Source organism: Hydrogenophaga sp. Root209 (assembly GCF_001428625.1).
Classification (GTDB): Bacteria; Pseudomonadota; Gammaproteobacteria; order Burkholderiales; family Burkholderiaceae_C; genus Hydrogenophaga.
Map to the genome: position 1 here is coordinate 605,718 of NZ_LMIE01000029.1, position 24,477 is coordinate 630,194.

Below are 24,477 nucleotides of genomic sequence, written 5' to 3' on the forward strand. Positions count from 1 at the left end.
GAGTCAGAGCGGGACGCGATCGACGCGCACCTTGTACTGAAAGGCGTCGCCTCGGTAATAGAGGTGTTCGTAATCGATCGGGGTGCCGTCACTGGTGTGGGTGGTTCGCTCGATGACCAGCACCGGCGAGCCCTCTTCCACCTGCAGTTGCCCAGCCAGGCGCTCGTCGGCCAGCGTGGAGCCGATCTGCAGGTCGGCATGGCCCAGCGACATGCCGTAGTCGTTTTCCAGAATCACGAACACATCGCGACTCGCGAGGTCTTCCTTGGCCAGGCGCGAACCGATGGCCACCGGCAGGTAGGTGATGTCCAGCGAGATCGGTTCGCGATTCAGGAAGCGCAGGCGCTGCAGCTCGGTGACGCGCGCCCGCTTGGCGAGTTGCAGGCGCTCCTGCACCTGGGCCGACGGCACCACCGTGCGCATGGACACGACACGCGCAAACGTCTCGTAGCCCATCTGCCGCATGGCCTCACCAAACCCCTGCAGCTTGCCCAGGTCCTGAAACGCCTTGGGCTTGGCCACGAAGGTCCCCTTGCCATGGATGCGAAACACCAGGCCTTCGTTCTGCAGGTCGCTCAAGGCCTGGCGCACCGTGATGCGGCTGACATTGAAGGCCGCCATCATTTCGCTCTCGGAAGGCATTTGCTCGTGCGGCTTGTAGGTGCCATCGAGCACGCGAGCACGCAAGATCTCCTTGATCTGTTCGTACAGAGGCTTGGGCGACAACGGCTCGATCTGGTCCGCCGGGCGGGGCAAAGGGAGACTCGTGACGACTGCGCGTAAACCGTTGGAGGCCATGGTTTTGCTCGTTTCGTGGGAACTTGTTATGACAAGTCATGATGAGCAAATCGCATGCCAACCCCAAACAGGCCTGAGGGGGCTCAAATGGCGTCATATCCGGGCTCAAAGCGCCGGCAAATACCTCCAACACACCGCTGATGGTGCATGGTCGGCCCAAGCCCGGTGCATCCGCGTCGGAAATGCACAGGGATCGCGCACGGGGGCCACTACGTCGGCAGAAACAGCAGCCAGTAGATCAACAACACATTGAACAAGGCGCTGAGACCCAGCAGCAGCTTCCACAGCATCGTCGGATCGCGCTGCAGCAGCGCCGATGCCGGCGGCATGGTCAACGGCCGGGACGCGCCGCGCTCCAGCGCCAGCAAAAACTCTTCCGCGGTCTCGAAGCGCAGCGACTGCTCGCGCGCCACGGCCTTCTGCACCACGTGGTCCAGCCAGATCGGCACCTCGGGGTTGTGGCGGCTGGGTGGCGTCGGGTCGCGGTAGTAGCGCCCAACCTGGTAGGGCAGCACTTCGCCGTAGGGCAGCCGGGCGGTGAGCAACTGATAGAGGGTCACGCCCAGCGCGAACAGGTCGCTTCGGGCATCGGGCAGTTCGTGCGTCTCGGCATCCGAGGCGCCGGATGACTGCCGCGTGTTGTGGCCCCACTGCTCGGGGTTCACGAAACTCGGTGTGCCGGCATGCAGCCGTCGCATGCTCTCGGGCTCACGCCCACTCAGGGCCACACCGAGGTCGAGCACGCGCAGCACACCGTCTTCGCCCTGGTGCAGGTTGGCGGGCTTGATGTCGCGGTGGATCACGCCCTGGCGGTGCAGCAGGCCGAGCACGCGCAGGGTCTGCATGGCGGCGCTGACCGCCTGCACCGGCCCGAGCTTTTGCTGGCGGTCCAGCAGTTGTTGCAGGGTTTCGCCACTGTGCCAGTCGTACAGCAGGTAGCAGGCGCTGCGCGGCTGGTGGTTGGGCAGGGGATCGTGGACGGCGACGAGGTGGCCGGCCGCGCGCGAAGACATCATGCGTTTGGCGAGCCAGGCTTCGTGCGCGAGCATGGCGCGTTCGTCCTGGTCGTGGGCGCGCGCGGGGTGCAGCGTTTTCAAGGCGTAGAGCGTCTGGCTCCTGGGGTCGCGCACCTGGTAGAGCAGGTTGATGCCGTTGTCGGCCACGGTGGCTGTGACGGTAAAGCCGTCGATGCTCTCGCCCACCTTGAGCTTGGCTGGCACGGGCAGGCTCTGGGCGGCGCGGCTGGCGTCCTGCAGGTTGGGGCCTTGCAGATCGAGCACACGCACCACCATGGCGGTCACGTTGTCGTCGCTGCCGACGGCCAATGCCTGGGCCACCAGACGCTCGGCGGCGGGCTGGGCGCCTGCGGCCTGGGCCACGCACTCGGCGAGCTGGCGCTCGGAGAGCTTGCCGTGCACGCCGTCGGTGAGCAGCACGAAGGTGTCGCCCACCTGCAGGTCGCCCTGCACATAGTCGACCACAAGGTGGTCTTCCAGGCCCACCGCGCGCAGGAGTTGGTGCCGCAGGTCGGGGTGGTTGACCACATGGTCGTGCGTGAGGCACAGCGTCTGGCCCTCGCGCAGCAAATAACAACGCGAATCGCCCACGTGGGCCAGCGTGTACGACTGGCCGCGCAGCACCAGCGCGGTGAGCGTGGTCACTGGCGGCTGCGGTTGACGCCGGCCAGCCAGGCGTTCTGCGCGCCGATGATGCGGTCCAGCGCCACCGTGGTGTCCCAGGTCTCGGGCGTTCCGTGGTAGTCGCGCACCAGGCTGGTGACCGTGGTCTGGGCCGCTTCCCGCCCCATGCCACCGGTGCTCACCCCATCGGCAATGGCCACGATGGAGCCCATGTCCTCCTGTCCCGCTGGCGGCAACATGGCGGCGCAGAAGTCTTCGTTGCCCTCCTTGCGGCCCGCCAGGCAGACAAAGCCGATGTCGATGTCAAAGGCCATGCGGCATCACCCCATCAGCATCTGCATGCTGCGTTCGTACTCGGCCGAGAGCTGCTCGAAGGCTTCGAGCAGGCTTTCACTGGCCGCCGCCAGGCCCTCGAGCCGCAGCAGCCGATCGCGCCCTGCCGGACGCTGGATGTGGGCGGCACCGGCGAGCACCTTGTCCCACTCCAGCGCCGCGGTGTCGAGCGTGCGGCGAATCTCCGGGGTGGACAGGGGCAGGCTGTTGAGCAAGGCCAGGCCTGACTCGAATTCCCGCTGCGCCCCGACCATGACAGCGTCACTGCCCCGCGCGCGCGCACCGGACTCCAGCAGCTCCATCAGCGCGCACTTGGCAAACCGCTGGGACAACATGCGCTGGCGCCCGGCGATGTTGAGCAGCTTCAGTGGTGGGGCCGAGCCCGCGCTCTCCAGACTCGCGGTCAGGCGATCGGCATCGTGCAGCAGGCGTTCGGCGAGTTCGTCCACCGGCAGCACCTGCGCGGCCGCGGGCTTCCCTTTGAGCGAGGGCTTGAGGCGCTGCCAGGTGCCTTCCACCTGGGCCAACAGGTCGCCGAAGGTGGGCGCCGAGAGCGTCTTGCCCAGCAGCGCGATGTTGGCGTCGATGCGCAGGATCGAGTCGTCCAGCAGCGCCTGCTGCTGGCGCGTCTGCACCTCGGCCAGGCGCAGCAGGTACAGCTTGACCAGGCGCTGCGAGAGCATGCGCAGCTGCCCGGCCCGGTTCACCCCTTCGGCGAAGTGGGCCGACTGGATGATGTGCTGCGACACCTGGCCCAGCCGCTGATTGCTGTGCATCGAGGCGGTGCGCAGGATCTGGAAGGCGTCGTCGTCGGAGACCTGCCGCGCGCGCATCAGGATGCCCTTGGCCCGCTCCACCGCCTTGCGGTCCTCGAAGCGCTGGGACACATCGCGCAACTGCTCCTGCAACGCCTGCTCGCGCCGGAAGCGCGCCTGCGCGAGGTGGATGAGCGGGCGCAGGCGTTGTGCTCCATACCCGTTGACCACATAAGCGTGGATACCAGCGGCCATGGCCCGTTCGATGTGGCCGGCATCGCTGTCGGTGGTGAACACGATCACCGGACACGGTGCGGTGTCGGCCAGCGCCTGGGTGGCCTTGAACAGTGCATCGGCGCTCGCCGACACCTCGCCAATCACCAGATCTGGTGCATGGCGCACGACGCCCTGCACCAGTTTGCTGCACCCATCCTCCTGAGCGAGGACTTCGATGCCCATGGCTTGCAGGTCCAGCGCGAGCGGCAGCGTGGTGTGGGGACCGCTCCGAAAAACCAGCGCAGATGTCATATGAATCAAAAGCTTATGGGTGAAAACCGGGCCGACCCCCATGGGCTGCGGCATCCCGCATGACGGGTCTGCGGCGCGCACCGCGCACACCAGGGAACGGGTCTCGAATGATATGGCACACGTTTTGCATGGTTCACCTCGGACGTGACGAAGCGTCTGACCCCGACCGCAGTGTCGCGGGACTGTGCACAACGACGTGCGCAGCGAGAAAGCGGGGCCCGCCATGTGGCGCGCCTCAGCCCGGCTTCTCGGCCGGAACAACCGAATATCCCTGTCTTTTCTGGTGACCTGGCTCACGGCGCGCGTTCGCGCACCGGTCACTGGGAGGGGGTATGCACCTGACGCCAAGCGAATCACAACTGGAGTAGCCGCGATGAAAAAATCAAAACTGGTGATGGTGGGCAACGGCATGGCCGGTGTGCGCACGCTCGAAGAACTGCTCAAGATCGCCCCCGACCTCTACGACATCACGGTGTTCGGCGCCGAGCCCCACCCCAACTACAACCGCATCCTGCTCTCGCCGGTGCTCGCCGGTGAGCAGACGCTGGACGAGATCGTCCTCAACGACTGGGCCTGGTACACCGAGAACGGCGTGACCCTGCACGCGGGCAAGACCGTGACCGAGGTGGACCGCATCAAGCGCGTGGTGCGCGCCACGGATGCGGACGGCAACGTGATCGAGGCGCCCTACGACCGCCTGATCATGGCCACCGGCTCCAACCCCTTCATGCTGCCGCTGCCCGGCAAGGACCTGGCAGGCGTGCTGGCCTACCGCGACATCGCCGACACGCAGGCCATGATCGACGCGGCCACGAAATACAAGCACGCGGTCGTCATCGGCGGTGGCCTGCTCGGCCTGGAAGCGGCCAACGGCCTGATGAAGCGCGGCATGACGGTGAGCGTGGTGCACGTGGCGCCCTGGCTCATGGAGCGCCAGCTCGACGACGCGGCGGGCAAGCTGTTGCAGCAGTCGCTGGAGACGCGCGGCATGAAGTTCCTGATCGGTGCGCAGACGCAGGAGCTCGTCGGCAACGACGAAGGCCGCGAGGATGGGGAAGGGGCCCCGTCCAAAGGCCGGGTCCGGGCGATCCGCTTCAAGGACGGCACCGAGCTTCCGGCCGACCTGGTGGTCATGGCGGTGGGCATCCGCCCCAACACGGCGCTGGCCGAGAGCATGCGCCTGCACGTGAACAAGGGCATCGTGGTGAGCGACACGCTGCAGACCGTGACCGATCCGCGCATCTACGCGGTGGGCGAGTGCGCGGCACACCGCGGCATCGCCTACGGCCTGGTGGCGCCGCTGTTCGAGCAGGGCAAGGTCTTGGCCACGCACCTGGCCGAGTTCGGCATCGGCCGCTACACCGGCTCGCTCACCTCGACCAAGCTCAAGGTCACCGGCATCGACCTGTTCTCCGCCGGCAACTTCACCGGTGGCGCCCACACCGAAGAGATCGTGATGAGCGACCCTTCAGGCGGTGTCTACAAGAAGCTGGTGATCCAGGACGACAAGCTGGTGGGCGCCTGCCTGTACGGCGACACGGTCGACGGCTCCTGGTACTTCAAGCTGCTGCGCGATGGCCGAAGCGTGGCCGACATCCGCGACAAGCTCATGTTCGGCGAATCCAACATCGGCGACGTGGGCCACCAGGGCCAGAGCAAGGCCTCGGCCATGGCCGATTCCGATGAGGTCTGCGGCTGCAACGGTGTGACCAAAGGTGCCATCTGCAAGGCCATCAAGGACAAGGGCCTGTTCACGCTGGAAGAGGTGCGCAAGCAGACCAAGGCCAGTGCCTCCTGCGGTTCGTGCACCGGACTGGTCGAACAGATCCTGATGTTCACCGCCGGCGGCGACTACTCGGCCACGCCCAAGCTCAAGGCCATGTGCGCCTGCACCGACCACGGGCACCAGGCGGTGCGCGACGCCATTCGGCAGAGCAAATACACCAACACTGGCGCTGTGTTCTCCGGCATGGGCTGGCGCACGCCCAACGGCTGTGCCAGTTGCCGCCCGGCCGTCAACTACTACCTGATCAGCACCTGGCCCAAGGAGGCCAAGGACGATCCGCAGAGCCGCTTCATCAACGAGCGCATGCACGCCAACATCCAGAAGGACGGCACCTACAGCGTGATCCCGCGCATGTGGGGCGGCGAGACCACGGCCGACGAATTGCGCCGCATCGCCGACGCGGTGGACAAGTACAAGATCCCCACCGTGAAGGTCACTGGCGGCCAGCGCATTGACCTGCTGGGTGTGAAGAAGGAAGACTTGCAGGCCGTGTGGAACGACATCGGCATGCCCAGCGGCCACGCTTACGCCAAGGCGCTGCGCACGGTGAAGACCTGCGTAGGCAGCGAGTGGTGCCGCATGGGCACGCAGGACAGCACGCAAATGGGCAAGGACCTGGAACGCGCGATGTGGCGCATGTACGCGCCGCACAAGGTCAAGTTCGCCGTCTCGGGCTGCCCGCGCAACTGCGCCGAGGCAGGCATCAAGGACGTGGGGATCATCGGCGTGGACTCGGGCTGGGAGATGTACGTGGCCGGCAACGGAGGCATCAAGACCGAGGTGGCGCACTTCTTCACCAAGCTCAAGACCGCCGAAGAAGTGCTCGAGTACACCGGCGCCTTCATGCAGCTCTACCGCCTGGAAGGCTGGTACCTGGAGCGGACGGTGCACTACGTGAACCGCGTGGGCCTGGACTACGTGAAGAAAAAGATCCTTGATGACCACGAAGGCCGCAGGGCGCTGTGGGCCGAGCTGCAGTTCGCGCTCGACGGTGAACCCGATCCGTGGTTTGAACACCAGAAGGCCGCTGTGGACACGCGGCAGTTCATTCCGATCAAGGCGGCTGCCATGGAAGGGAGCACGGCATGAACAGCTGGATTCCGATCGCCCGCGTCGACGACATTCCCGTGCTCGGTTCGCGCTGTGTCCAGCGCGAACACGGCCTGGACGTCGCGGTATTCCGCAACGCCCAGGACGAGGTTTTCGCCCTGCTCGACCGTTGCCCGCACAAGGGCGGCCCGCTGAGCCAGGGCATCGTCTTCGGCACCAGCGTGGCCTGCCCGCTGCACAACTGGACCATCGGCTTGGACAGCGGCTGCGCGAGGGCACCCGACGAGGGCTGCACGCCGCGCTTCGCGGTGAAGGTGGAAGAAGGCGTGGTGCACCTGGACGCGCACGAACTCGCCAGCCACGCAACCGACCTCACCCGTCCGATCGCCGGCCCCCAGCGCAAGACCACCACCGCATGAACCCGACCACCACCCGCTCAACCTGCCCCTACTGCGGCGTGGGCTGCGGGGTGCTGATCGACAGTGTGGGCAGCCAGATCACCGACGTGCGCGGCGACCCGCAGCACCCGGCCAACTTTGGCAAGCTCTGCACCAAGGGCCAGACGCTGCACCTCACCGCCTCGCCCGCGATCGCGCTGCAGACGCGGCTGCTGCAACCCATGCAGCGCCTGCAACGCGGTGCGAGCGCGCAGCCCCTGGCCTGGGACGCCGCGCTCGACCTCGCCACCGATCGCTTCGCGTCGGTCATCGAAAGCCATGGCCCCGATGCGGTGGGCTTCTACATCAGCGGCCAGTTGCTCACCGAGGACTACTACGTCTTCAACAAACTGGCCAAAGGCCTGATCGGCACCAACAACGTCGACACCAACTCGCGCCTGTGCATGAGCAGTGCGGTGGCCGGCTACAAGCTCACGCTGGGCGCCGACGCGCCGCCCGCCTGCTACGACGACGTGAACCACGCCAGTTGCCTGTTCATCGTCGGCAGCAACGCGGCCTTTGCCCACCCGGTGCTGTTTCGCCGCATCGAAGAAGCGAAGAAGGCCAACCCCGCCATGAAGGTGATCGTGGCCGACCCACGCCGCACCGACACCGCCGGCTTCTCCGATCTCTACCTGCCGCTGCAACCCGGCAGCGACGTGATGCTGTTCCACGGCCTGCTGCACATCATGCTGTGGGAAGGCTGGCTGGATGCCGCCTACATCGCCGCGCACACCACCGGGTTTGATGCACTCAAGGCGCTGGCGCGCGAGTACACGCCCGAGCGCGTGGCGCAGGCCTGCGGCGTGCCGAAGGAAGACCTGTACACCGCCGCGCAGTGGTTTGCACAGTCGCCCGCCACGCTCAGTCTCTACTGCCAGGGCTTGAACCAGAGCAGCAGCGGCACCGCGAAGAACGCCACCCTGATCAACCTGCACCTGGCCACCGGCCAGATCGGCAAGCCCGGCGCCGGCCCCTTCAGCCTGACCGGCCAGCCCAATGCCATGGGTGGGCGCGAGGTCGGTGGCCTGGCCAACCTGCTGAGCGCCCACCGCGACCTGGCCAATCCGCAGCACCGCGCCGAAGTGGCCGCGCTCTGGGGATTGCCGAGCGTGCCCGAGAAGCCGGGCAAGAGCGCGGTGGAAATGTTCCAGGCGGCAGCCGATGGTGAGATCAAGGCGTTGTGGATCGCCTGCACCAACCCGGCCCAGTCCATGCCCGACCAGGCCACCGTGCGCCGCGCGCTGCAGCGCGCCGAGTTCGTGGTGGTGCAGGAGGCCTATGCCACAGCCGCCACCTGCGACTTCGCCGACCTGCTGCTGCCCGCCACCACCTGGGGCGAGAAGGACGGCACCGTCACCAACAGCGAGCGGCGTATCAGCCGCGTGCGCCCGGCCGTGACCGCACCAGGTGAGTCCCGCCACGACTGGCGCATCGTGGTCGACTTCGCGCAGCGGCTCGAAGCCCGCTTGCGGCCCAACGAAGCCACGCTGTTCCCCTACCCGTCACCCGAGCCCATCTGGAACGAACACCGCGAATCCACCCGCGGGCGCGACCTCGACATCACCGGCCTGAGCTACGCGATGCTGGAACAACAAGGCCCGCAACAGTGGCCGATGCGCACCGGCGAGACCGTGGGCCAGGAACGCCTGTACGAAGACGGCATCTTCCCCACGCCCGACGGACGCGCCCGCTTTGCCGCCCTGCCCTTCGTGCCGCTGGCCGAGCCGCGCGAATCGCGCTACCCGTTCTCGCTCACCACCGGCCGCCTGCGTGACCAGTGGCACGGCATGACGCGCACCGGCACGCTGGGCCGACTGTTCGGCCACGTGGCCGAGCCGGCGGTGCAACTCAACCCGCAAGACATGGTGCGCCGCGGCCTGAAAGAAGGCGATCTGGTGCACGTGACCAGCAAGCGCGGTTCCATCCTGGTGCCGTTGCAAGGCTCGACCGACATCGGCCTGTCGCAGGCCTTCATCGCCATGCACTGGGGCGCCGAATACCTCAGCGGCCTCAGCAGCACCGGCACGGCGCTGGCTGGTGTGAACGCGCTCACCACCTCGGCCTACTGCCCCTCGTCCAAGCAGCCCGAACTCAAGCACGCGGCGGTGAAGGTCCTCAAGGCCGAGCTCCCCTGGATGCTGCTGGCCATGGCCTGGCTGCCCGAGGCCGGTGCGCTGGGCGCCCTGCAAGGATTGCGCGAACTCATGGCGCGGTTCCCGTTCGCCTCGTGTGTGCCGTTCGGCCGGGAACGCACCGGTGTGCTGTTCCGCGCGGCCGCGCACGATGCGCCCGACACCGCCCTCATGGAGCGCATCGAGCACCTGCTGGGCCTGAACACGCCGGACGCCCTGCGCTACGCCGACAAGCGCCTGGGCCAGCGCCGCGCCGCGCGGCTGGTGCGGGTGGGCGAGGTCACACAGCTCGACGGTTTCATGCTCGCTGGCGACACGCGCGCCGAGGCCTGGCTCAAGCCCCTGCTGCAGGACGAGCTGGCCGCAGACGCCTATGGCCGGCGCCTGCTGATGCCAGGCGCCAAGCCGCCGGTGGCCATCGAGGCCAAAGGCCGGCAGATCTGCACCTGCTTCAATGTGACCGACCTGGCCATCACCGGGCGGCTCGCCACCTGCGAGGGCAGCGATGACGAGCGCCTGGCCACGCTGCAGACCAGCCTGCGTTGCGGGACCAATTGCGGCTCCTGCGTGCCCGAACTCAAACGCCTCGTGCGCGCCACCCCGGCGCTGCAGGCCGCCTGAACCATCGCTTTGACCATATAACGCCGAGTCATCAAACTTGCCGGACAATCGCGCGCCATGGGGATCAGCCAATACATCAAGGAAATCGGCCGCGGCAAGGACGGCGCGCGTTCGCTCACGCGCGCCCAGGCCACCGACCTGCTGGGCCAGGTGCTCGACGGCACGGTGACGGACCTGGAGGTGGGTGGTTTCTGCCTGGCCATGCGCATCAAGGGCGAAACCGCGGACGAGATGGCCGGCTTCCTGGATGCGGCACATGCACGTCTGCACAAGCTGCCCGACAACGACCTCACCACCGTGGTGCTGCCCAGCTACAACGGTGCACGCAAGCTGCCGGTGCTCACCCCCTTGCTCGCGCTGTTGCTGGCGCGCCGCGGCGCGGCGGTGCTGGTGCACGGCACGGCCACCGAAGACAAGCGCGTGTTCGCCGCCAGCGTGTTCGCCGAGCTCGGCGTGTTGCCCGCCACCCGCATGACCGCACTCGCGGCTGGCGAAGTGGCCTTCGTGCCCACCGAGGTGCTGTCCCCAGGCCTCAAGCGCCTGCTCGATGTGCGCCGTGCGGTTGGGCTGCGCAACCCGGCGCACAGTCTGGTCAAGCTCATGAATCCGTGCGAAGGCAAAGCCTTCATCGTCGGCAGCTACACCCACCCCGAATACGCCAGCTCCATGGCCGCCACCTGGGCCCTCACCGGCGCGCACGCGTTGCTGTTGCGTGGCACCGAAGGTGAACCGGTGGCCGACGCACGCCGCACGCCGCGCATGGAAATCTTTCAGGATGGCGAACGCACCGAGGTACAGCCGCAACAAGACGGCCCGCTGGCGAAACTGCCTTCGCTGCCCTCGGTGGACGCATCGAACACAGCGCATTACATCCGCGCCGTGCTCAACGGCTCGTTACCAATTCCCACCCCGATCGCACTGCAGGTGGAACACATCTTGCGAGCGGTTCAACACCATGATTCCCCAGCCCATGCACACGCCATCTGAGTTCCTGCCCGGCACCGTCGCACTCGTGGGCGCGGGCCCGGGCGACCCGGAGTTGCTCACGCTCAAAGCCGTCAAGGCGATCAGCGCGGCCACCGTGCTGCTGGTCGACGATCTGGTGAGCGATGCGGTGCTGGCCCACGCCCGCCCCAGTGCGCGCATCGTGCACGTGGGCAAGCGCGGTGGCTGCAAGAGCACGCCGCAGGCCTTCATCGAAAAGCTCATGGTCATGGCCGCGAGTGAAGGCGAAGTGGTGGTGCGCCTGAAGGGTGGCGACCCATTCATCTTTGGACGCGGTGGCGAAGAGGTGGAGCACCTGCGAGCTGCCGGCATCGAGGTGCAGGTCATCAACGGCATCACCGCGGGACTGGCCGGTCTCACCTCATTGGGTGTGCCACTCACGCACCGCGAACACGCCCACGGCGTGGTGTTCGTCACCGGCCATGCCAAACCCGGCGACAGCGGCACCGACTGGCCAGCCCTGGCCGCCACCGCGCGCGACGCCAAGCTCACGCTGGTGATCTACATGGGCGTGAGCGGCTCGGAGCAGATTCAGACCGAGCTGCTCACCGGTCTGCCGGCCCACACGCCGGTGGCCGTGATCCAGCACGCCAGCCTGCCCCAACAACGGCACGCCGTCACCACGCTGGGGCAACTGCGCGCCACCATCGAGCGCGAGGGACTGGGCAGCCCGGCCGTGATCGTGGTGGGTGATGTGGTGAGCGGCATTGCCGCGATGCAGGTTCCGCACGCGCTCGCACGCAGCGCCTGAGCGCCGCTACACTCCCGCTCGGGCGCGCTCTGTGGCGCGCTTCAGGCAGGGAGGCGCATGCTCAAGAAACTCAACGAATTCACCGAAAGCCACGGCGCCTTGCGCCCAGGCCGCGGCCTGGTCACCGGCGTGATCGCCCTGTCGCTGGCCATCTTGTGCTTCCTGGGCGTGATGGCCTTTCATTTCCCGCAGTACCTCACCACACCCCAGCTGCGCCAGCAGTACGACGTGGCGCTCATGCGCCAACTGCTGTTCGGCGCGATGGTGGTGGCGGGAGGCCTGAGCCTGGTGAACGTGCTGTTCAACCGCGCACGCTGGCTCTCGGCCTTTGCCTTCGCGCTGGTCACGCTCAGCGCGCTGCTGGGTGGGCACCAGGTCGAGGTCGACCCGAACTTTCCCGACAACACGCCCTACATCGGCATGGACTGGTTCATCCTGGACTTGCTGGGCTCGGCGCTGATCTTCATCTTCATCGAGAAACTCTTTGCCCTGCGCAAGGACCAGCCGGTGTTTCGCCCCGAGTGGCAGACCGACTTCCACCACTTCATCGTCAACCACATGGTCATCGGCTTCATGCTGCTGGCCACCAACCTGCTGGTGCACAACATTTTCGGCTGGGTGCCGGTGGAGGGCGTGCGTGGCTGGATCGCGGCGCTGCCCTTCTGGGCCGCGCTGCCGCTCATCATCCTGGTGGCCGACCTCGCCCAGTACTGGACGCACCGCGCCTACCACGAGGTGCCGCTGCTCTGGCGCCTGCACGCGGTGCACCACAGCACCAAGCACATGGACTGGATGGCCGGCTCGCGCCAGCACATCCTGGAAACCATCATCACGCGCACCCTGGTGCTCGGGCCCATCTACCTGCTGGGCTTTTCCAAGGAAGTGATCGACGCCTACATCATCGTGGTGGGTTTCCAGGCCGTGTTCAACCACGCCAACGTGAGCGTGCGCCTGGGCCCGCTGCGCTACCTCATCGTCACGCCCAACTTCCACCACTGGCACCACAGCCAGGATGCGGATGCGCTGGACAAGAACTACGCCGCGCACTATGCCTTTCTGGACCACCTGTTCGGCACAGCCGTCAACAGCCCCAAGCTGTGGCCCGAGCGCTATGGCGTGCTGGGCGACTACGTGCCCAAGGGCTTTCTGAAGCAGATCGCGTTCCCCTTCACCTGGAAGGGCTGAGCGCGCCACGCTGGTGCACACCGCGCGAGCGGAGCATGCACAGCCGTGGCCCGGCGATTGCTTGGTGTTAGGCATGACATCACTCACCGCTTACACCACCGCCTCCACCACCTTCAAGCGAAATGACACGCCGGCCCACATCGCCGGCCTCTCTCTGGTCAATCTTGCGGCGCGCCAGCGCATGCTCTCGCAGCGCATGATCCTGCAGACCGTGCTGGCCGCCCACGGCGACACGGGGCGTGTGCAGGCCGCGCAGCGCAGCCTGCAGATGTTCACCGAAAGTCAGCAGCACCTGCTGACCACCGCCGCGCAGCTGGAGCCCGCCAGCGCACGCAAGATCACCGAAACCTACCAGGGCGCGCGTGGGGTCGGCCCCGTGGTGCAGGCCTTCATGCAGCTCGTGCGCAGCGCGCTCGACCAGATCGAGGCCGCCAGCCCCCGCCTGTCTTCCACCACGGCCGAGCTGGTCGACCACACCGACCGCATCCTCGAAGCGCTCAACACCGCCGCCACCGCGTTCGACGAAGTCGCCAGGCTGCGCTCCGACACCATGATGAAAGAGCTGGCAGGCATCGTCGACGACATCCAGAGCGTGGCCAAGGAAGCCAAGGTGGTGAGCTTCAACGCGCAGGTGATCGCCGCGCGGGCCGGCCAACACGGCCGTGAATTCGCGGTGGTCGCCAATGTCCTGTCGGACATCACCGGCGAAATCGACAGGCTCACCAGAAAGGCCGCCGTGCTCGCCGAGCGAAGCAGAAGCAACGGCTGAACGGCGGTGCGCCTACACTGCGCGCCATGCAAAACTTCGACGCCATCGTCATCGGCGCTGGCGCCGCCGGCCTCTTCTGCGCCGGCATCGCCGGCCAACGCGGCCTGCGGGTGCTGGTGCTCGACCACAGCGAGAAGGTGGCCGAGAAAATCCGCATTTCGGGTGGCGGCCGCGCCAACTTCACCAACCGCGACATCGATGTGCAGGCGCCACACAAGCACTTCATCAGCGGCAATCCCCATTTCTGCCGCTCCGCGCTTTCGCGCTACACCCCGAGCGACTTCATCGAACTCCTGCAGCGCCACGGCATCGCCTTTCATGAAAAACACAAAGGTCAGCTGTTCTGTGACCGGTCGGCCGAAGACCTGATCCAGATGCTGCTGCGCGAGTGCGACGCCGGTGGCGTGCAGCGCTGGCAGCCGTGCAGCGTGAAGGCCATCCGGGTGGACGGGGACGGCGTCTACGAACTCGACACCGACCGCGGCCCGGTGCGCAGCCCTGCGGTGGTGGTGGCCACCGGCGGCCTGTCCATCCCGAAGATCGGTGCCACCGATTTCGGCTACCGCGTGGCCAGGCAGTTCGGCCTGCGCCTGGTCGAGCCGCGACCGGGACTGGTGCCGCTGACCTTCGACGGCGATGGTTGGCTGCCCTATGCAGGACTGTCCGGGCTGGCCCTGCCGGTGCGCATCGAGACCGGACAGAAAAAAACGCAGATGGCCTTTCTTGAGGACCTGTTGTTCACCCACCGCGGCCTCTCCGGCCCAGCGGTGCTGCAGATCTCCAGCTACTGGCAGGAGGGTATGCCGATACGCCTGAACCTGGCGCCGGAAACCAACCTGCCCGCCGCGCTGGCGTGCGCCAAGGCCACGTCGCGCAAGCTGATCGCCAACGAACTCGCCAGCCTGGTGCCCAGCCGCCTGGCCGACGCATGGGTTCAGCAGGACGCCGACTGGCAGCGCCCCGTGGCCGAGGCTTCCGACAAGGCGCTGGCGCGGCTGGCCGAACGCCTGTCGCGCTGGGAGATCACGCCGACCGGCACCGAGGGCTACAAGAAGGCCGAAGTGACACTGGGGGGCGTAGACACGCGCGACCTGTCGTCCCAGACCCTGGAATCGAAGCAGCACGGGCTGTACTTCATCGGCGAAGTGGTGGACGTGACCGGTTGGCTGGGCGGCTACAACTTCCAGTGGGCCTGGGCCAGCGCGCATGCGTGTGCGCAGGCTCTGCCAGGCCCTTAGTCGCCCACGACGTCGCGCCAGCGTGTGGTGCCCAACCAGTCGCGCAGGGCCAGGGCACCCGGCGGCGTGATGGTGAGGGCGCGCGTGCCCTGGCCCCGCAGGAGCCAGCCCCGCTCCAGGCAGCGGTGGCAGATCAGCGCGCCAAGCCGGCCTGCAAGGTGCATGCGCCGCTCGCTCCAGTCCAGGCACGGGCGGCAGTGCGCACGCCCGCCCGCGCGACCGGCCACCGCGGCATCCGCATCCAGCCCCAGGCACCGCAAGGCATCCGCGACGCGGTCGGTCGCATGTCCCGCGCCGGCCTCGTCGTCAAACACCACCGCCCCCGACTCCAGCAGATGATCCGCGATCGCCACACCGAGGCGGCCCGCCAGGTGGTCGTAACACGTGCGAGCGGCGCGCAGAGCGGCATCGCGCGGGCCCACGACCAGACGGCGCGGCGCCAGCGGCGCCTGGGGCGATACCGCCAGTTGCATCAGGCCTTCGAGCACACGCGCCACCTCGGGCGAAGCCAGGCGGTGGTAACGGTGCCGCCCCTGGCGCTCCACGCGCAGCAACAGGGCGTCCACCAGCAGGCCCAGGTGGCGGCTGGCGGTGGCGGGCGTGATGTGGGCCGCATCGGCCAGTTCGCGCGCGGTCAGTGCGCGCCCATCCATCAGCGCCATCAACATGGCCGTGCGGGCGGGTTCGCCGACCAGGGCGGCGACGTGCGCGATGCGGTTGGTGTTCATGGCCCGAGTGTGCTGCAAGCGCGGGCCTCCATGCTTCGCTCCGCAGCGAAGCATGCATGAGCACAAGCGCGGCAGCATGGCGGCTTCCGCACCAATCAAAGACCTCGCATGACCATCACCTGCTTCATCCGCTACCAGCTCGACCCCTTCCAGGTCGAGGCCTTTCGCACCTACGCCGAGAACTGGGGCCGCATCATCCCGCGTTGCGGCGGTCACCTGGTGGGCTATTTCCTGCCCAGCGAAGGCACCAACGACGAGGCCTGGGGACTGATCGGCTTCGACAGCCTGGCCGCCTACGAGGCCTACCGCGCACGCCTGCGCGCCGACGACGAGGGACGCGCGAACTTCGAGATGGCGCGCCGGCTGCGCTTCATCCTGCGCGAAGAACGCACGTTCACCGAGCTGGTGGCGGGCACTTTCGACCGCCAGGCAGCGTCATGATCGCCGTGATCTTCGAGGTCATCCCCAGCGAAGCGGGCCGGCAGACCTACCTGGACATGGCCGCCGTGCTGCGCGCCGAGCTGGAGGTCATTGACGGCTTTGTCTCGGTCGAGCGTTTCGAAAGCCTGAGCCAGCCCGGCAAGCTGCTTTCTCTCTCTTACTGGCGCGACGAGGCTGCCGTTGCGCGCTGGCGCACCCTCCCATCCCATCGCCAGGCCCAGGCCGCCGGCCGTGCGGGTGTGTTCTCGGACTACCGGTTGCGCGTGGCCCTGGTGCAGCGCGACTACGGCCTGAACGCCCGCGAGCAGGCCCCGGCCGACGCCCGAGCCTTTCACACCGGGGCCGCTGGCTTGCCCGAGGTACCGAAGTGGCTATAATCCAAGGCTTTGCTGGCAAATACCCGTCTGCCAATACTAGTTAACGACGGGACATTTTGCGGAAACGACGCTTGGGCCCGATCTTCCCGAACATCCTCTTTCCGCGCATTCTGGACATCTCTCGCCCATGACGACCATCCGTGTAAAAGACAACGAACCCTTTGACGTCGCCCTGCGCCGTTTCAAGCGCACCATCGAAAAGCTCGGTTTGCTGACCGACCTGCGCGCCCGTGAGTTCTACGAAAAGCCCACCGCCGAGCGCAAGCGCAAGAAGGCTGCCGCCGTCAAGCGCCACTACAAGCGTGTGCGCTCGATGCAGCTGCCCAAGAAGCTGTACTGAGCCTGTGCCGCCGGGTTCGCCCGGTTGCCCAAAAGCCCGCTGGAAGACGTTCAGGCGGGCTTTTTTGTTGTCTGAACACCCCGTTTCATCGCCCACAGGAGCCCCCATGAGCCTCAAGGAACAGATCATCGAAGACATGAAAGCCGCCATGCGCGCCAAGGACAGCGAGCGCCTGGGCACCATCCGCCTGCTGACCGCGGCCATGAAGCAGAAGGAAGTGGACGACCGCGTGGAGCTCGACGACGCCATGGTGGTGGCCATCGTCGACAAGCTCATCAAGCAGCGCAAGGACAGCATCGAGGCCTTCACCAAGGCCGCACGCATGGATTTGGCCGACAAGGAGAGTGCCGAGATGAAGGTGTTGCAGGCCTACCTGCCCGCACGCCTGTCGGCCGATGAAGTGGCCGCCGAGGTCAAGGCCATCGTGGCCGAGCTGGGCGCCACAGGCCCTGGTGACATGGGCAAGGTCATGGGCGCGGTGAAAACCCGCCTGGTCGGCAAGGCCGACATGGGCATGGTGTCGGCTGCGGTGAAGGCTGCACTGGCGGGCTAAACCCCCACGCTCCGCCGCTGCGCGGGTCGCTGTCCCCCCCGAGGGGGCTGATCCGCCTTGGGGCGGCCCGGCGGCGGATCGTCACCTCTTCTGCGGATCAGTTCAGGATGAGTGCGGTGCCCAGCACCGCCAAAACCGCACCCAGCCAGGCGCCTGCCGCCGGCCGGCGCCGATAAACCAGCCACAGCAGGGGCAGGATCAGGATCGGCGAGACCGAGGACAGCACGGCCACCAGACCGGCCTGACCGAGCCGCATGGCGGCCAGGATCAAGGTCATGCCCAGGGCCATCGCCACGGCGGCGCTCATGAAGGTGAGACCCGCGTCCTTCCAGTCCATGGGCAGCTTGGCGCGTGCACCTGCCCATCCGCTCGCCAGCAAGAGGGTGTGTGCAGCCAGCGCCATGCTCATGCGCGCCGCACTGGCCGCCACCGCATCCACGCCAGTGGTCATGAGGGGCTTGAGCATGAGCGTGGCCACCGACTGGCACAGCGCGGCGGCCAGCCCCAGACCCACGCCGATGATCAGCGGGCCATGTGTCTGCTCCCAGCCGTGCAGTTCGTCGCTGCGCCGGCCCCAGACGATGGCCAGCATCACGCCGCCGACCAGCAACCCGCTGCCCAGCAGCGCCCAGCCCCAGAGCACCTCGCCCAGAAAGGCCCAGGCGAGCACCGCCGAAAACAGCGCATGACATGCAAACAGCACGCCCGAGCGGCGGGGCCCCAGGCGGTTCATGCAGGCGAAGAGCGCGGTGTCACCGATGAAAATGCCGATCACGCCCGAGAGGGCCAGCAGGCCAAAAGCCGATGCGTCCAGGCTGCGCCAGCCGCCGCCCAGCAAAGCCAGCGCCCACAGCAGCAGGCTGGCAAACAGCATGCGCCAGCGGCTGAAGGCGAATGCGCCCAGGCGCTGCGCCGGACCTGCCGAGAAAAGACTGGAGACCGCCCAGCAGGCTGCGGCGAGCAGCGCGAGCACTTCCGGGCGCATGAAGCTCAGCGGCCGCAGCGAAGGGCCGCCCCGAGCAAGGCCAGCCCCCCTGGGGGGCAGCGACCCGCGCAGCGGTGGAGCGTGGGGGCCATCAGCTGCCTGCGATCTTCATCCGGTTGATCAAGATGGAACCCACGGTCTTGGCACCGAAGTTGTATGCATCCGCACCCACCGCCTCGACCCCCTGGAACATGTCCTTGAGGTTGCCGGCAATGGTGATTTCGTGCACCGGGTAGGCGATCTCGCCGTTTTCCACCCAGTAGCCCGAGGCGCCGCGCGAGTAGTCGCCGGTCACGTAGTTCACGCCCTGGCCCATGAGCTCGGTGACCATCAGGCCGCGGCCAAGCTTCTTGAGCATGGCGCGCAGGTCGTCGCCGGGTTGGGTGAGGCGGCTGGTGAGCGTGAGGTTGTGCGAGCCGCCGGCGTTGCCGGTGGTGCGCATGCCCAGCTTGCGCGCCGAGTAGGTGGACAGGAAATAGCCCAGCACCTTGCCGGCCGAGACCACCTTGCGCTTGGCGGTGCGCACGCCTTCGTCGTCGAACGGTGAGCTGCCCTTGCCGTTGCGCACGTGCGGGTCTTCCAGAATGTCGATGTGTTTGGCCAGCACGCGCTTGCCCAGGCTGTTGGGCAGGAAGGTGGTGTTGCGGTAGAGCGCACCGCCGCTGGTGGCCTGCACGTAGGCACCCAGCAGGCCGGCGGCCATGGGCGACTCGAACAACACCGGGCATTCGGTGGTGGCGATCTTGCGACCGTTCAGGCGTGCGAGTGTCCGTTCGGCGGCGTAGCGGCCCACGGCTTGCGGTGTGGCCAGGTCTTGCGGCGAGCGCTGCGAGCTGTACCAGTAGTCGCGCTGCATGTTGGCACCCCGGCCGGCAATGGGCGCCACCGACAGGCTGTGGCGCGAACTGGCGTAGCCGCCGCTGAAGATGCCTGCGCCCGATCGCGCACCGTCGCGCATGTGGGCGGTGAAAAAATGCGACTGCTGGGCCGACACACCGGCGCCTTCGCTGTTGTTGATCTTCTTGCTGGTGGCAAAGGCCGCGGCTTCGCATTCCAGAGCGATGCGCATGGCCTCTTCGGAGTTCAGCACCCAGGGGTGGAACAGGTCGAGATCAAGGTAGTTGTCTGCCACGTCAGCCGCGTCGGGCAGGCCGGCCATGGGGTCCTCGGCGGTGAAGCGAGCAATGTCGTAAGCGGCCTGCACCGTCTGGCGCACGGCGGCGGCGGAGAAATCGGAGGTGGAGGCGTTGCCGCGCTTCTGGCCCAGGTACACCGTCACGCCGAGCGACTTGTCGCGGTTGCGTTCCACGTTCTCCAGCTCACCCTTGCGCACCGACACGCTGAGACCAGCGCCCTCGGACACCTCGGCCGCTGCATCGGCCGCGCCGAGCTGTTTCGCATGGGAAAGCGCCAGATCGACGAGCTCTTCAAACTGGCTGCGGGCGTACTGGAAACCGGGGAGCGGGGCGTTGGCCGAGACCGAAGGGGTGGGCTGGGCCGGGGTGTGGGGGGCATTTTTCATATCGACGGCTATGATACTGGCCGCCCTACCCGGGCGCTGCATCGCGCGCAGATGCCCATGCTGCCCAGCGTGCAGCCCTCCCCTTTTGAGACCCCACATGTCCCGCAAACCCACCAAAGGCTATTTCGTCCGCGGCCAGTTCGTCGCCCTGGGCAGCGAGCTGGACCTGGAACTCAAGCGCGAGCTCAAGGGTTCGGACGACATGAGCAAGACCGACCTGAAGAAGTACAGCGACCGGCTTCAACAGCTCGGCGAAAGCCTGCTCACACTGCGCGCCGATCTGATGAAACGGCTTGACCTGTCGGAAAAACTGGTGGACGCGGTCAACGACTGCAAGAAGATCACCAACTTTGAAGGCCGCCGCCGCCAGATGCAGTACATCGGCAAGCTCATGCGCGGCGTGAGCGAAGCCACGTTGGCCGAGGTGGAAGCCGTGCTCGATGAGCAGAACAAGGGTTCTGCCAAAGGCACCTTGTCGTTGCACCTGGCCGAGCAGTGGCGCGACCAACTCATTGCCAACGACGACGCGCTCACGCGCTGGCTGGAACAAGCACCGGACACCGATGTGCAGCAACTGCGAGCGCTCATCCGCCAGGCCCGCAAGGACGCGCAGGCCAACGAGGCCCTGGAACGAGCAGGTGAGGCCGTGCGCCACGGCAAGGCCTACCGCGAGATCTTCCAGCTGGTCAAGGCTGCGCTGAACGAGGGCTCGGACGAACCCGATGCGCCTGTGGAAGAAGACCCGGCATGAACGAAACCACCCGCCCACCCGAAGACCCGGTGCGCATCGGCATCGTGTCCATCAGCGACCGTGCGAGTACCGGCGTCTACGAAGACAAGGGCCTGCCCGCGCTGCAGGAGTGGCTCACGCGCGCGCTCAAGAACCCGATCAGCTTCGAGCCGCGGCTGATCCCCGACGAGGTCGAGCGCATCAGCGCGACGCTGATCGAGCTGGTCGACGCCGGCTGCTCGCTGGTGCTCACCACCGGCGGCACCGGCCCGGCGTTGCGCGACGTAACACCCGAGGCCACGCTGGCCGTGGCGCACAAGGAGATGCCGGGCTTTGGCGAGCAGATGCGCCAGATCAGCCTGACGTTTGTGCCCACCGCCATCCTCTCGCGGCAGGTGGCCGTGATCCGCGACCAGAGCCTGATTCTGAACCTGCCAGGCCAGCCCAAGGCAATCGCCGAGACGCTCGAAGGCCTGAAGAACGCCGACGGCACGCAGAAGGTCAACGGCATCTTTGCCGCCGTGCCCTACTGCATCGATCTGATCGGCGGGCCTTACCTTGAAACGAACGACGAGGTCTGCAAGGCCTTCCGCCCCAAATCCGCCGTGCGCCCCGCGCGCTGACATCTCCAGGAAACACACCATGAAGATCACCAAAGACACCATCGTCACACTCACCTTCCGCGCCACCGATGCCCAGGGCAAGGTGCTTGAAGACGGCAAGGAGCCGCGCGCGTACCTGCACGGCGGCTACGGCAACACCTTGCCCGGCATCGAAAAGGCGCTGGAAGGCCAGGAACCCGGCTTCGCGGCCACGCTGGTGCTGCCGCCCGAAGACGCGTTTGGTGTGCGTGACGAAAGCCTGGTGACCACCATGCCCAAGCGCGACTTTCCGCCGGGCGTGAAGGTCGGCGGCCAGCTCGAGGGCAGCGACGACAAGGGCCAGCAGCACGTGTTCACCGTGATGAAGATCAAAGGCGACACGGTGCACCTGGACGGCAACCATCCGATGGCAGGGCAGACGCTGAAGTTCGCGGTGAAGGTGGTGGACGTGAAAGCGGCGTCGGCCGAGGAGATTTCACACGGCCACGCACACGGCGCGCACGGACATCACCACTGACCTCCGTTCGCCCTGAGCCTGTCGAAGGGCTTGTGCGACGCACCGCGTGAGGGCTTCGACAAGCTCAGCCCGAACGCGTGAAGTTCACTTCCCTATGAGTTGATTGAGCTTCTCGGCCTCGAAACACTCTTCACGCGCCGCGTCCTTCGGCACGCAATCACCATCGCGGGATGACTGCGAGAGCTTCTCGATCGCGCACCACAGCAGCGCGATCTGGTGTTCCTGACCGGCGGTGGAGTCGATCAGGCCGCGCATGGCCTGCGACAGCGGGTCGTCTTCCTGCGTGATGCCGTAGGCCTGGAACTTGGGGTCGGTCACGTCGGCGCTCTCGCCGGTCTTGCTCGGAATGATGCGGGCCGGTATGCCGACCGCCGTGGCACCCGCCGGCACCGGCTTGATCACCACCGCGTTGCTGCCGATCTTGGCGCCGTCGCCCACCAGGAAGCCGCCGAGCACCTTGGCGCCCGCGCTCACCACCACATCCTTGCCCAGTGTGGGGTGGCGTTTGGTGCCCTTGTAGAGCGAGGTGCCCCCCAGCGTCACGCCCTGGTAGATGGTGCAGCCGTCGCCGATCTCGGCCGTCTCGCCCACCACCACGCCCATGGCGTGGTCGAAGAACACCCGCTCACCCACCTTGGCACCGGGATGGATCTCGATGCCGGTGAAAAAGCGCGCGATGTGCGAGATGAAACGGCCCAGCCATTTGAGGCCGTGCGTCCAGCACCAGTGCGCGGGGCGGTGCAGCCAGACCGCGTGCAGACCGGGATAGCAGGTGACGACCTCCCAGACGCTGCGCGCAGCGGGATCGCGGTCAAGAACGCACTGGATGTCGGAGCGGAGGCGGGCAAACATGGCGGCAGTCTAGCGCCTGGCCTTGTCGGCCACCTGCAGCATGGCCTTGGCAACACCTCGCAGGATGTGGATTTCTTCCTCGCTGGGTGCGGCGCGGTTGAAAAGCTGGTTCAAGCGCGGCATCAGCTTCTTGGGCGCGGCCGGGTCGAGAAAATCCACCGCCACCAGCGCCTGTTCCAGGTGGGTCAACATGCCGCCGATGGCCTGCGCGTCGGCCTGCTGGCGCGGTGGCGCGCTTGGCAGCGGGGCGAAGCCGCCGAGCGCCTGGCGCCAGTCGTAGGCAATGAGCTGCACCGCAGCCGCCAGGTTGAGCGAGCCGAAATCGGGCGCGGTGGGGATGCTCAGCGCGGCGTGGCAGCGGTACACATCTTCGTTGCGCATGCCGAAGCGCTCGGAGCCGAACAGAAAGGCCACGCCCTCGGGCGGCTCGGGCGTGCCCAGCAAGGCGCTGAAATGCTCACGTGGCGCCAGCGTGGGTGGGCCGAAGTCGCGCGGCGTCATGGCGGTGGCGCACAGGTGGGTCATGCCGTCCAGCGCCTCATCGAGCGTGTCGACCACGCGAGTCCTGGCCAGCACGTCGTTGGCACCGCTGGCGCGCTGGATGGTCTCCTCGCGCTTCAGCACGTTGGCCCAGCGCGGCTGCACCAGCACGAGGTCGTCAAAGCCCATCACTTTCATGGCGCGGGCCACGCCGCCGACGTTGCCGGCGTGGCTGGTCTGGATCAGGACAAAACGGGTGCGCATGCTGGGGTGGGTAGGGGGCAGTAAAATCACGGGTATTGTCGCCGCCCCGCATCGCCGGGGCGTTCCTGTCTGCTCTTCCACTGCCGCGCGCCGCTCCCGTGTCGCGCCGAGGTTCACAATTCATGTCGTCCACGCTCCACCCCATGCTCAACGTGGCCATCAAGGCCGCACGCCTTGCCGGCACCATCATCAACCGCGCTGCCCTGGATGTGGAATCGGTCCGCGTTTCGGTCAAGCAGACCAACGATTTCGTGACCGAAGTTGATCAGGCCGCCGAGGCCGCGATCATCGACACCTTGCTCACCGCCTACCCCGATCACGCGATCTGGGCCGAGGAATCGGGCAAGCGCGAAGGACGGCACGGCGGCGCAGACCACGTCTGGATCATCGACCCGCTGGACGGCACCACCAACTTCATTCACGGCTTCCCGGTCTACTGTGTGAGCATCGCGCTCATGGTGGGCAACAAGCTCGAACAAGCCGTGATCTACGACCCGACCCGCAACGATCTCTTCTGCGCCACGCGCGGGCGCGGCGCCTACATGAACGACCGCCGCATCCGCGTGGCCAAGCGCACCACACTGCGCGAGTGCCTGATGTCCACCGGTTTTCCGTTCCGCCCGGGCGACGCCTTCCAGACCTACCTGCAGATGCTGGGCGACGTGATGCCACGCGTGGCCGGCGTGCGCCGCCCCGGCTCTGCCGCACTCGACCTGGCTTACGTGGCCGCCGGATTCACCGACGGCTTCTTTGAAATGGGCCTCTCTCCCTGGGACGTGGCCGCGGGTGCGCTGCTGGTGACCGAAGCCGGTGGCCTGATCGGCAACTTCACCGGCGAAGCCGACTTCCTGGAACAAAAGGAATGCCTGGCCGCCAACCCCAAGATCTACGGCCAGTTGGTCAGCGTGACCGGCAAGTACAGCAAGTTCGCCAGCGCCGGTGACAAGGCCTCGGTGCGCCAGGCCCGCACATTGGGCGCACCCACTGCCGGTGCAACTGCGGCTGAGGCCTCGTCGTCCGATGCCGCCCCCCAGGGCGACGCGCCTTTCTGACAC

Annotated in this window: 23 protein-coding genes and 1 pseudogene; 16 read left to right on the forward strand and 8 right to left on the reverse strand. The window is 67.0% G+C overall.

From position 1 onward, the window contains the following. Positions 1–3: 3 nt before the first annotated feature. The 3 genes and pseudogenes from ASE11_RS16385 to ASE11_RS16395 all read right to left on the reverse strand — a co-directional run bounded on the left by ASE11_RS16385 (position 4) and on the right by ASE11_RS16395 (position 4,054). Complete coding sequence (locus ASE11_RS16385) at positions 4–756, reverse strand: GntR family transcriptional regulator (protein WP_235501323.1); 753 nt, start codon at positions 754–756, stop codon at positions 4–6. A 251-nt stretch (positions 757–1,007) separates the two neighbouring features. Continuing rightward, positions 1,008–2,752: pseudogene (locus ASE11_RS16390) on the reverse strand (protein kinase domain-containing protein). A 6-nt stretch (positions 2,753–2,758) separates the two neighbouring features. Beyond that, positions 2,759–4,054, reverse strand: a complete 1,296-nt coding sequence (locus tag ASE11_RS16395) for a type IV pili methyl-accepting chemotaxis transducer N-terminal domain-containing protein (RefSeq protein WP_056273830.1) — start codon at positions 4,052–4,054, stop codon at positions 2,759–2,761. Between the two features lie 373 nt (positions 4,055–4,427). On the opposite strand from ASE11_RS16395, the gene nirB reads away from it, so the two are divergent. The 8 genes from nirB (at position 4,428) to ASE11_RS16435 (ending at position 15,031) form a co-directional block, all read left to right on the forward strand. Beyond that, positions 4,428–6,929, forward strand: coding sequence for a nitrite reductase large subunit NirB (nirB, locus tag ASE11_RS16400; protein WP_056273832.1), 2,502 nt, complete (start codon positions 4,428–4,430; stop codon positions 6,927–6,929). Beyond that, on the forward strand, positions 6,926–7,309 hold the full coding sequence (gene nirD / locus ASE11_RS16405) for a nitrite reductase small subunit NirD (RefSeq protein WP_056273835.1): 384 nt from the start codon (positions 6,926–6,928) through the stop codon (positions 7,307–7,309). Before nirB ends, nirD begins: the two co-directional genes overlap by 4 nt. Continuing rightward, a complete protein-coding gene (locus ASE11_RS16410; RefSeq protein WP_056273837.1) occupies positions 7,306–10,083 on the forward strand; it encodes a nitrate reductase in 2,778 nt (925 codons plus the stop codon). Before nirD ends, ASE11_RS16410 begins: the two co-directional genes overlap by 4 nt. Positions 10,084–10,140: 57 nt before the next feature. Beyond that, complete coding sequence (gene ybiB, locus ASE11_RS16415; RefSeq protein ID WP_056273841.1) at positions 10,141–11,070, forward strand: DNA-binding protein YbiB; 930 nt, start codon at positions 10,141–10,143, stop codon at positions 11,068–11,070. Further along, positions 11,054–11,839 (forward strand): uroporphyrinogen-III C-methyltransferase, encoded by a 786-nt coding sequence (gene cobA / locus ASE11_RS16420; protein WP_056274328.1) that lies wholly within the window; start codon positions 11,054–11,056, stop codon positions 11,837–11,839. Before ybiB ends, cobA begins: the two co-directional genes overlap by 17 nt. A gap of 57 nt (positions 11,840–11,896) precedes the next feature. Continuing rightward, the gene (locus ASE11_RS16425) at positions 11,897–13,024 is read left to right on the forward strand and encodes a sterol desaturase family protein (RefSeq protein ID WP_056273845.1); all 1,128 of its coding nucleotides are present in this window, start codon (positions 11,897–11,899) and stop codon (positions 13,022–13,024) included. 73 nt (positions 13,025–13,097) lie between these two features. Further along, positions 13,098–13,793, forward strand: coding sequence for a type IV pili methyl-accepting chemotaxis transducer N-terminal domain-containing protein (locus ASE11_RS16430; RefSeq protein ID WP_056273847.1), 696 nt, complete (start codon positions 13,098–13,100; stop codon positions 13,791–13,793). Positions 13,794–13,819: 26 nt separating this feature from the next. Continuing rightward, positions 13,820–15,031, forward strand: coding sequence for an NAD(P)/FAD-dependent oxidoreductase (locus tag ASE11_RS16435; RefSeq protein ID WP_200959365.1), 1,212 nt, complete (start codon positions 13,820–13,822; stop codon positions 15,029–15,031). Here the strand turns inward: ASE11_RS16435 and ASE11_RS16440 are convergent. Further along, positions 15,028–15,759, reverse strand: coding sequence for an ArsR/SmtB family transcription factor (locus tag ASE11_RS16440; protein ID WP_056273857.1), 732 nt, complete (start codon positions 15,757–15,759; stop codon positions 15,028–15,030). The genes ASE11_RS16435 and ASE11_RS16440 overlap by 4 nt on opposite strands. 108 nt (positions 15,760–15,867) lie before the next feature. Here ASE11_RS16440 and ASE11_RS16445 point away from each other — a divergent pair, with 108 nt between their 5' ends. From ASE11_RS16445 to ASE11_RS16460, 4 genes are all read left to right on the forward strand, one after another. Then, a complete protein-coding gene (locus ASE11_RS16445) occupies positions 15,868–16,200 on the forward strand; it encodes an NIPSNAP family protein (protein ID WP_056273860.1) in 333 nt (110 codons plus the stop codon). Then, positions 16,197–16,577: an antibiotic biosynthesis monooxygenase family protein gene (locus ASE11_RS16450; protein WP_056273864.1), complete on the forward strand. Its 381-nt coding sequence runs from the start codon at positions 16,197–16,199 to the stop codon at positions 16,575–16,577. The genes ASE11_RS16445 and ASE11_RS16450 overlap by 4 nt, the downstream gene beginning before the upstream one ends. A 127-nt stretch (positions 16,578–16,704) precedes the next feature. Then, positions 16,705–16,917, forward strand: a complete 213-nt coding sequence (rpsU, locus tag ASE11_RS16455; protein WP_056273869.1) for a 30S ribosomal protein S21 — start codon at positions 16,705–16,707, stop codon at positions 16,915–16,917. Positions 16,918–17,023: 106 nt separating this feature from the next. Continuing rightward, positions 17,024–17,470, forward strand: coding sequence for a GatB/YqeY domain-containing protein (locus ASE11_RS16460; RefSeq protein ID WP_056273873.1), 447 nt, complete (start codon positions 17,024–17,026; stop codon positions 17,468–17,470). A gap of 97 nt (positions 17,471–17,567) precedes the next feature. Here the strand turns inward: ASE11_RS16460 and ASE11_RS16465 are convergent, their stop codons facing one another. Both ASE11_RS16465 and pmbA read right to left on the reverse strand, forming a co-directional pair. Beyond that, entirely contained in the window at positions 17,568–18,455 is an 888-nt protein-coding gene (locus tag ASE11_RS16465; protein WP_056273876.1) for a DMT family transporter, read from the reverse strand. 91 nt (positions 18,456–18,546) lie between these two features. After that, on the reverse strand, positions 18,547–19,977 hold the full coding sequence (gene pmbA / locus ASE11_RS16470; protein ID WP_056273880.1) for a metalloprotease PmbA: 1,431 nt from the start codon (positions 19,975–19,977) through the stop codon (positions 18,547–18,549). 97 nt (positions 19,978–20,074) lie between these two features. On the opposite strand from pmbA, the gene yjgA reads away from it, so the two are divergent. From yjgA to ASE11_RS16485, 3 genes are read left to right on the forward strand one after another with little or no spacing between them, the layout of a single operon-like run. Continuing rightward, the gene (gene yjgA, locus ASE11_RS16475; RefSeq protein ID WP_056273883.1) at positions 20,075–20,728 is read left to right on the forward strand and encodes a ribosome biogenesis factor YjgA; all 654 of its coding nucleotides are present in this window, start codon (positions 20,075–20,077) and stop codon (positions 20,726–20,728) included. Continuing rightward, positions 20,725–21,330, forward strand: a complete 606-nt coding sequence (gene mog, locus ASE11_RS16480; RefSeq protein ID WP_056273888.1) for a molybdopterin adenylyltransferase — start codon at positions 20,725–20,727, stop codon at positions 21,328–21,330. Before yjgA ends, mog begins: the two co-directional genes overlap by 4 nt. Positions 21,331–21,349: 19 nt before the next feature. After that, positions 21,350–21,826 carry an FKBP-type peptidyl-prolyl cis-trans isomerase gene (locus tag ASE11_RS16485; protein WP_056273892.1) on the forward strand — a complete coding sequence of 159 codons (477 nt, stop codon included), beginning with the start codon at positions 21,350–21,352 and terminating at the stop codon, positions 21,824–21,826. Between the two features lie 84 nt (positions 21,827–21,910). On the opposite strand, the gene cysE is transcribed toward ASE11_RS16485, so the two are convergent. Both cysE and ASE11_RS16495 read right to left on the reverse strand, forming a co-directional pair. Then, the gene (cysE, locus tag ASE11_RS16490) at positions 21,911–22,678 is read right to left on the reverse strand and encodes a serine O-acetyltransferase (protein WP_056273895.1); all 768 of its coding nucleotides are present in this window, start codon (positions 22,676–22,678) and stop codon (positions 21,911–21,913) included. 9 nt (positions 22,679–22,687) lie between these two features. After that, positions 22,688–23,422, reverse strand: a complete 735-nt coding sequence (locus tag ASE11_RS16495) for an RNA methyltransferase (protein ID WP_056273899.1) — start codon at positions 23,420–23,422, stop codon at positions 22,688–22,690. Positions 23,423–23,544: 122 nt separating this feature from the next. Between ASE11_RS16495 and ASE11_RS16500 the strand changes: the two genes are divergently transcribed. Next, positions 23,545–24,474 carry an inositol monophosphatase family protein gene (locus ASE11_RS16500; RefSeq protein WP_056273903.1) on the forward strand — a complete coding sequence of 310 codons (930 nt, stop codon included), beginning with the start codon at positions 23,545–23,547 and terminating at the stop codon, positions 24,472–24,474. Positions 24,475–24,477 lie beyond the last annotated feature (3 nt).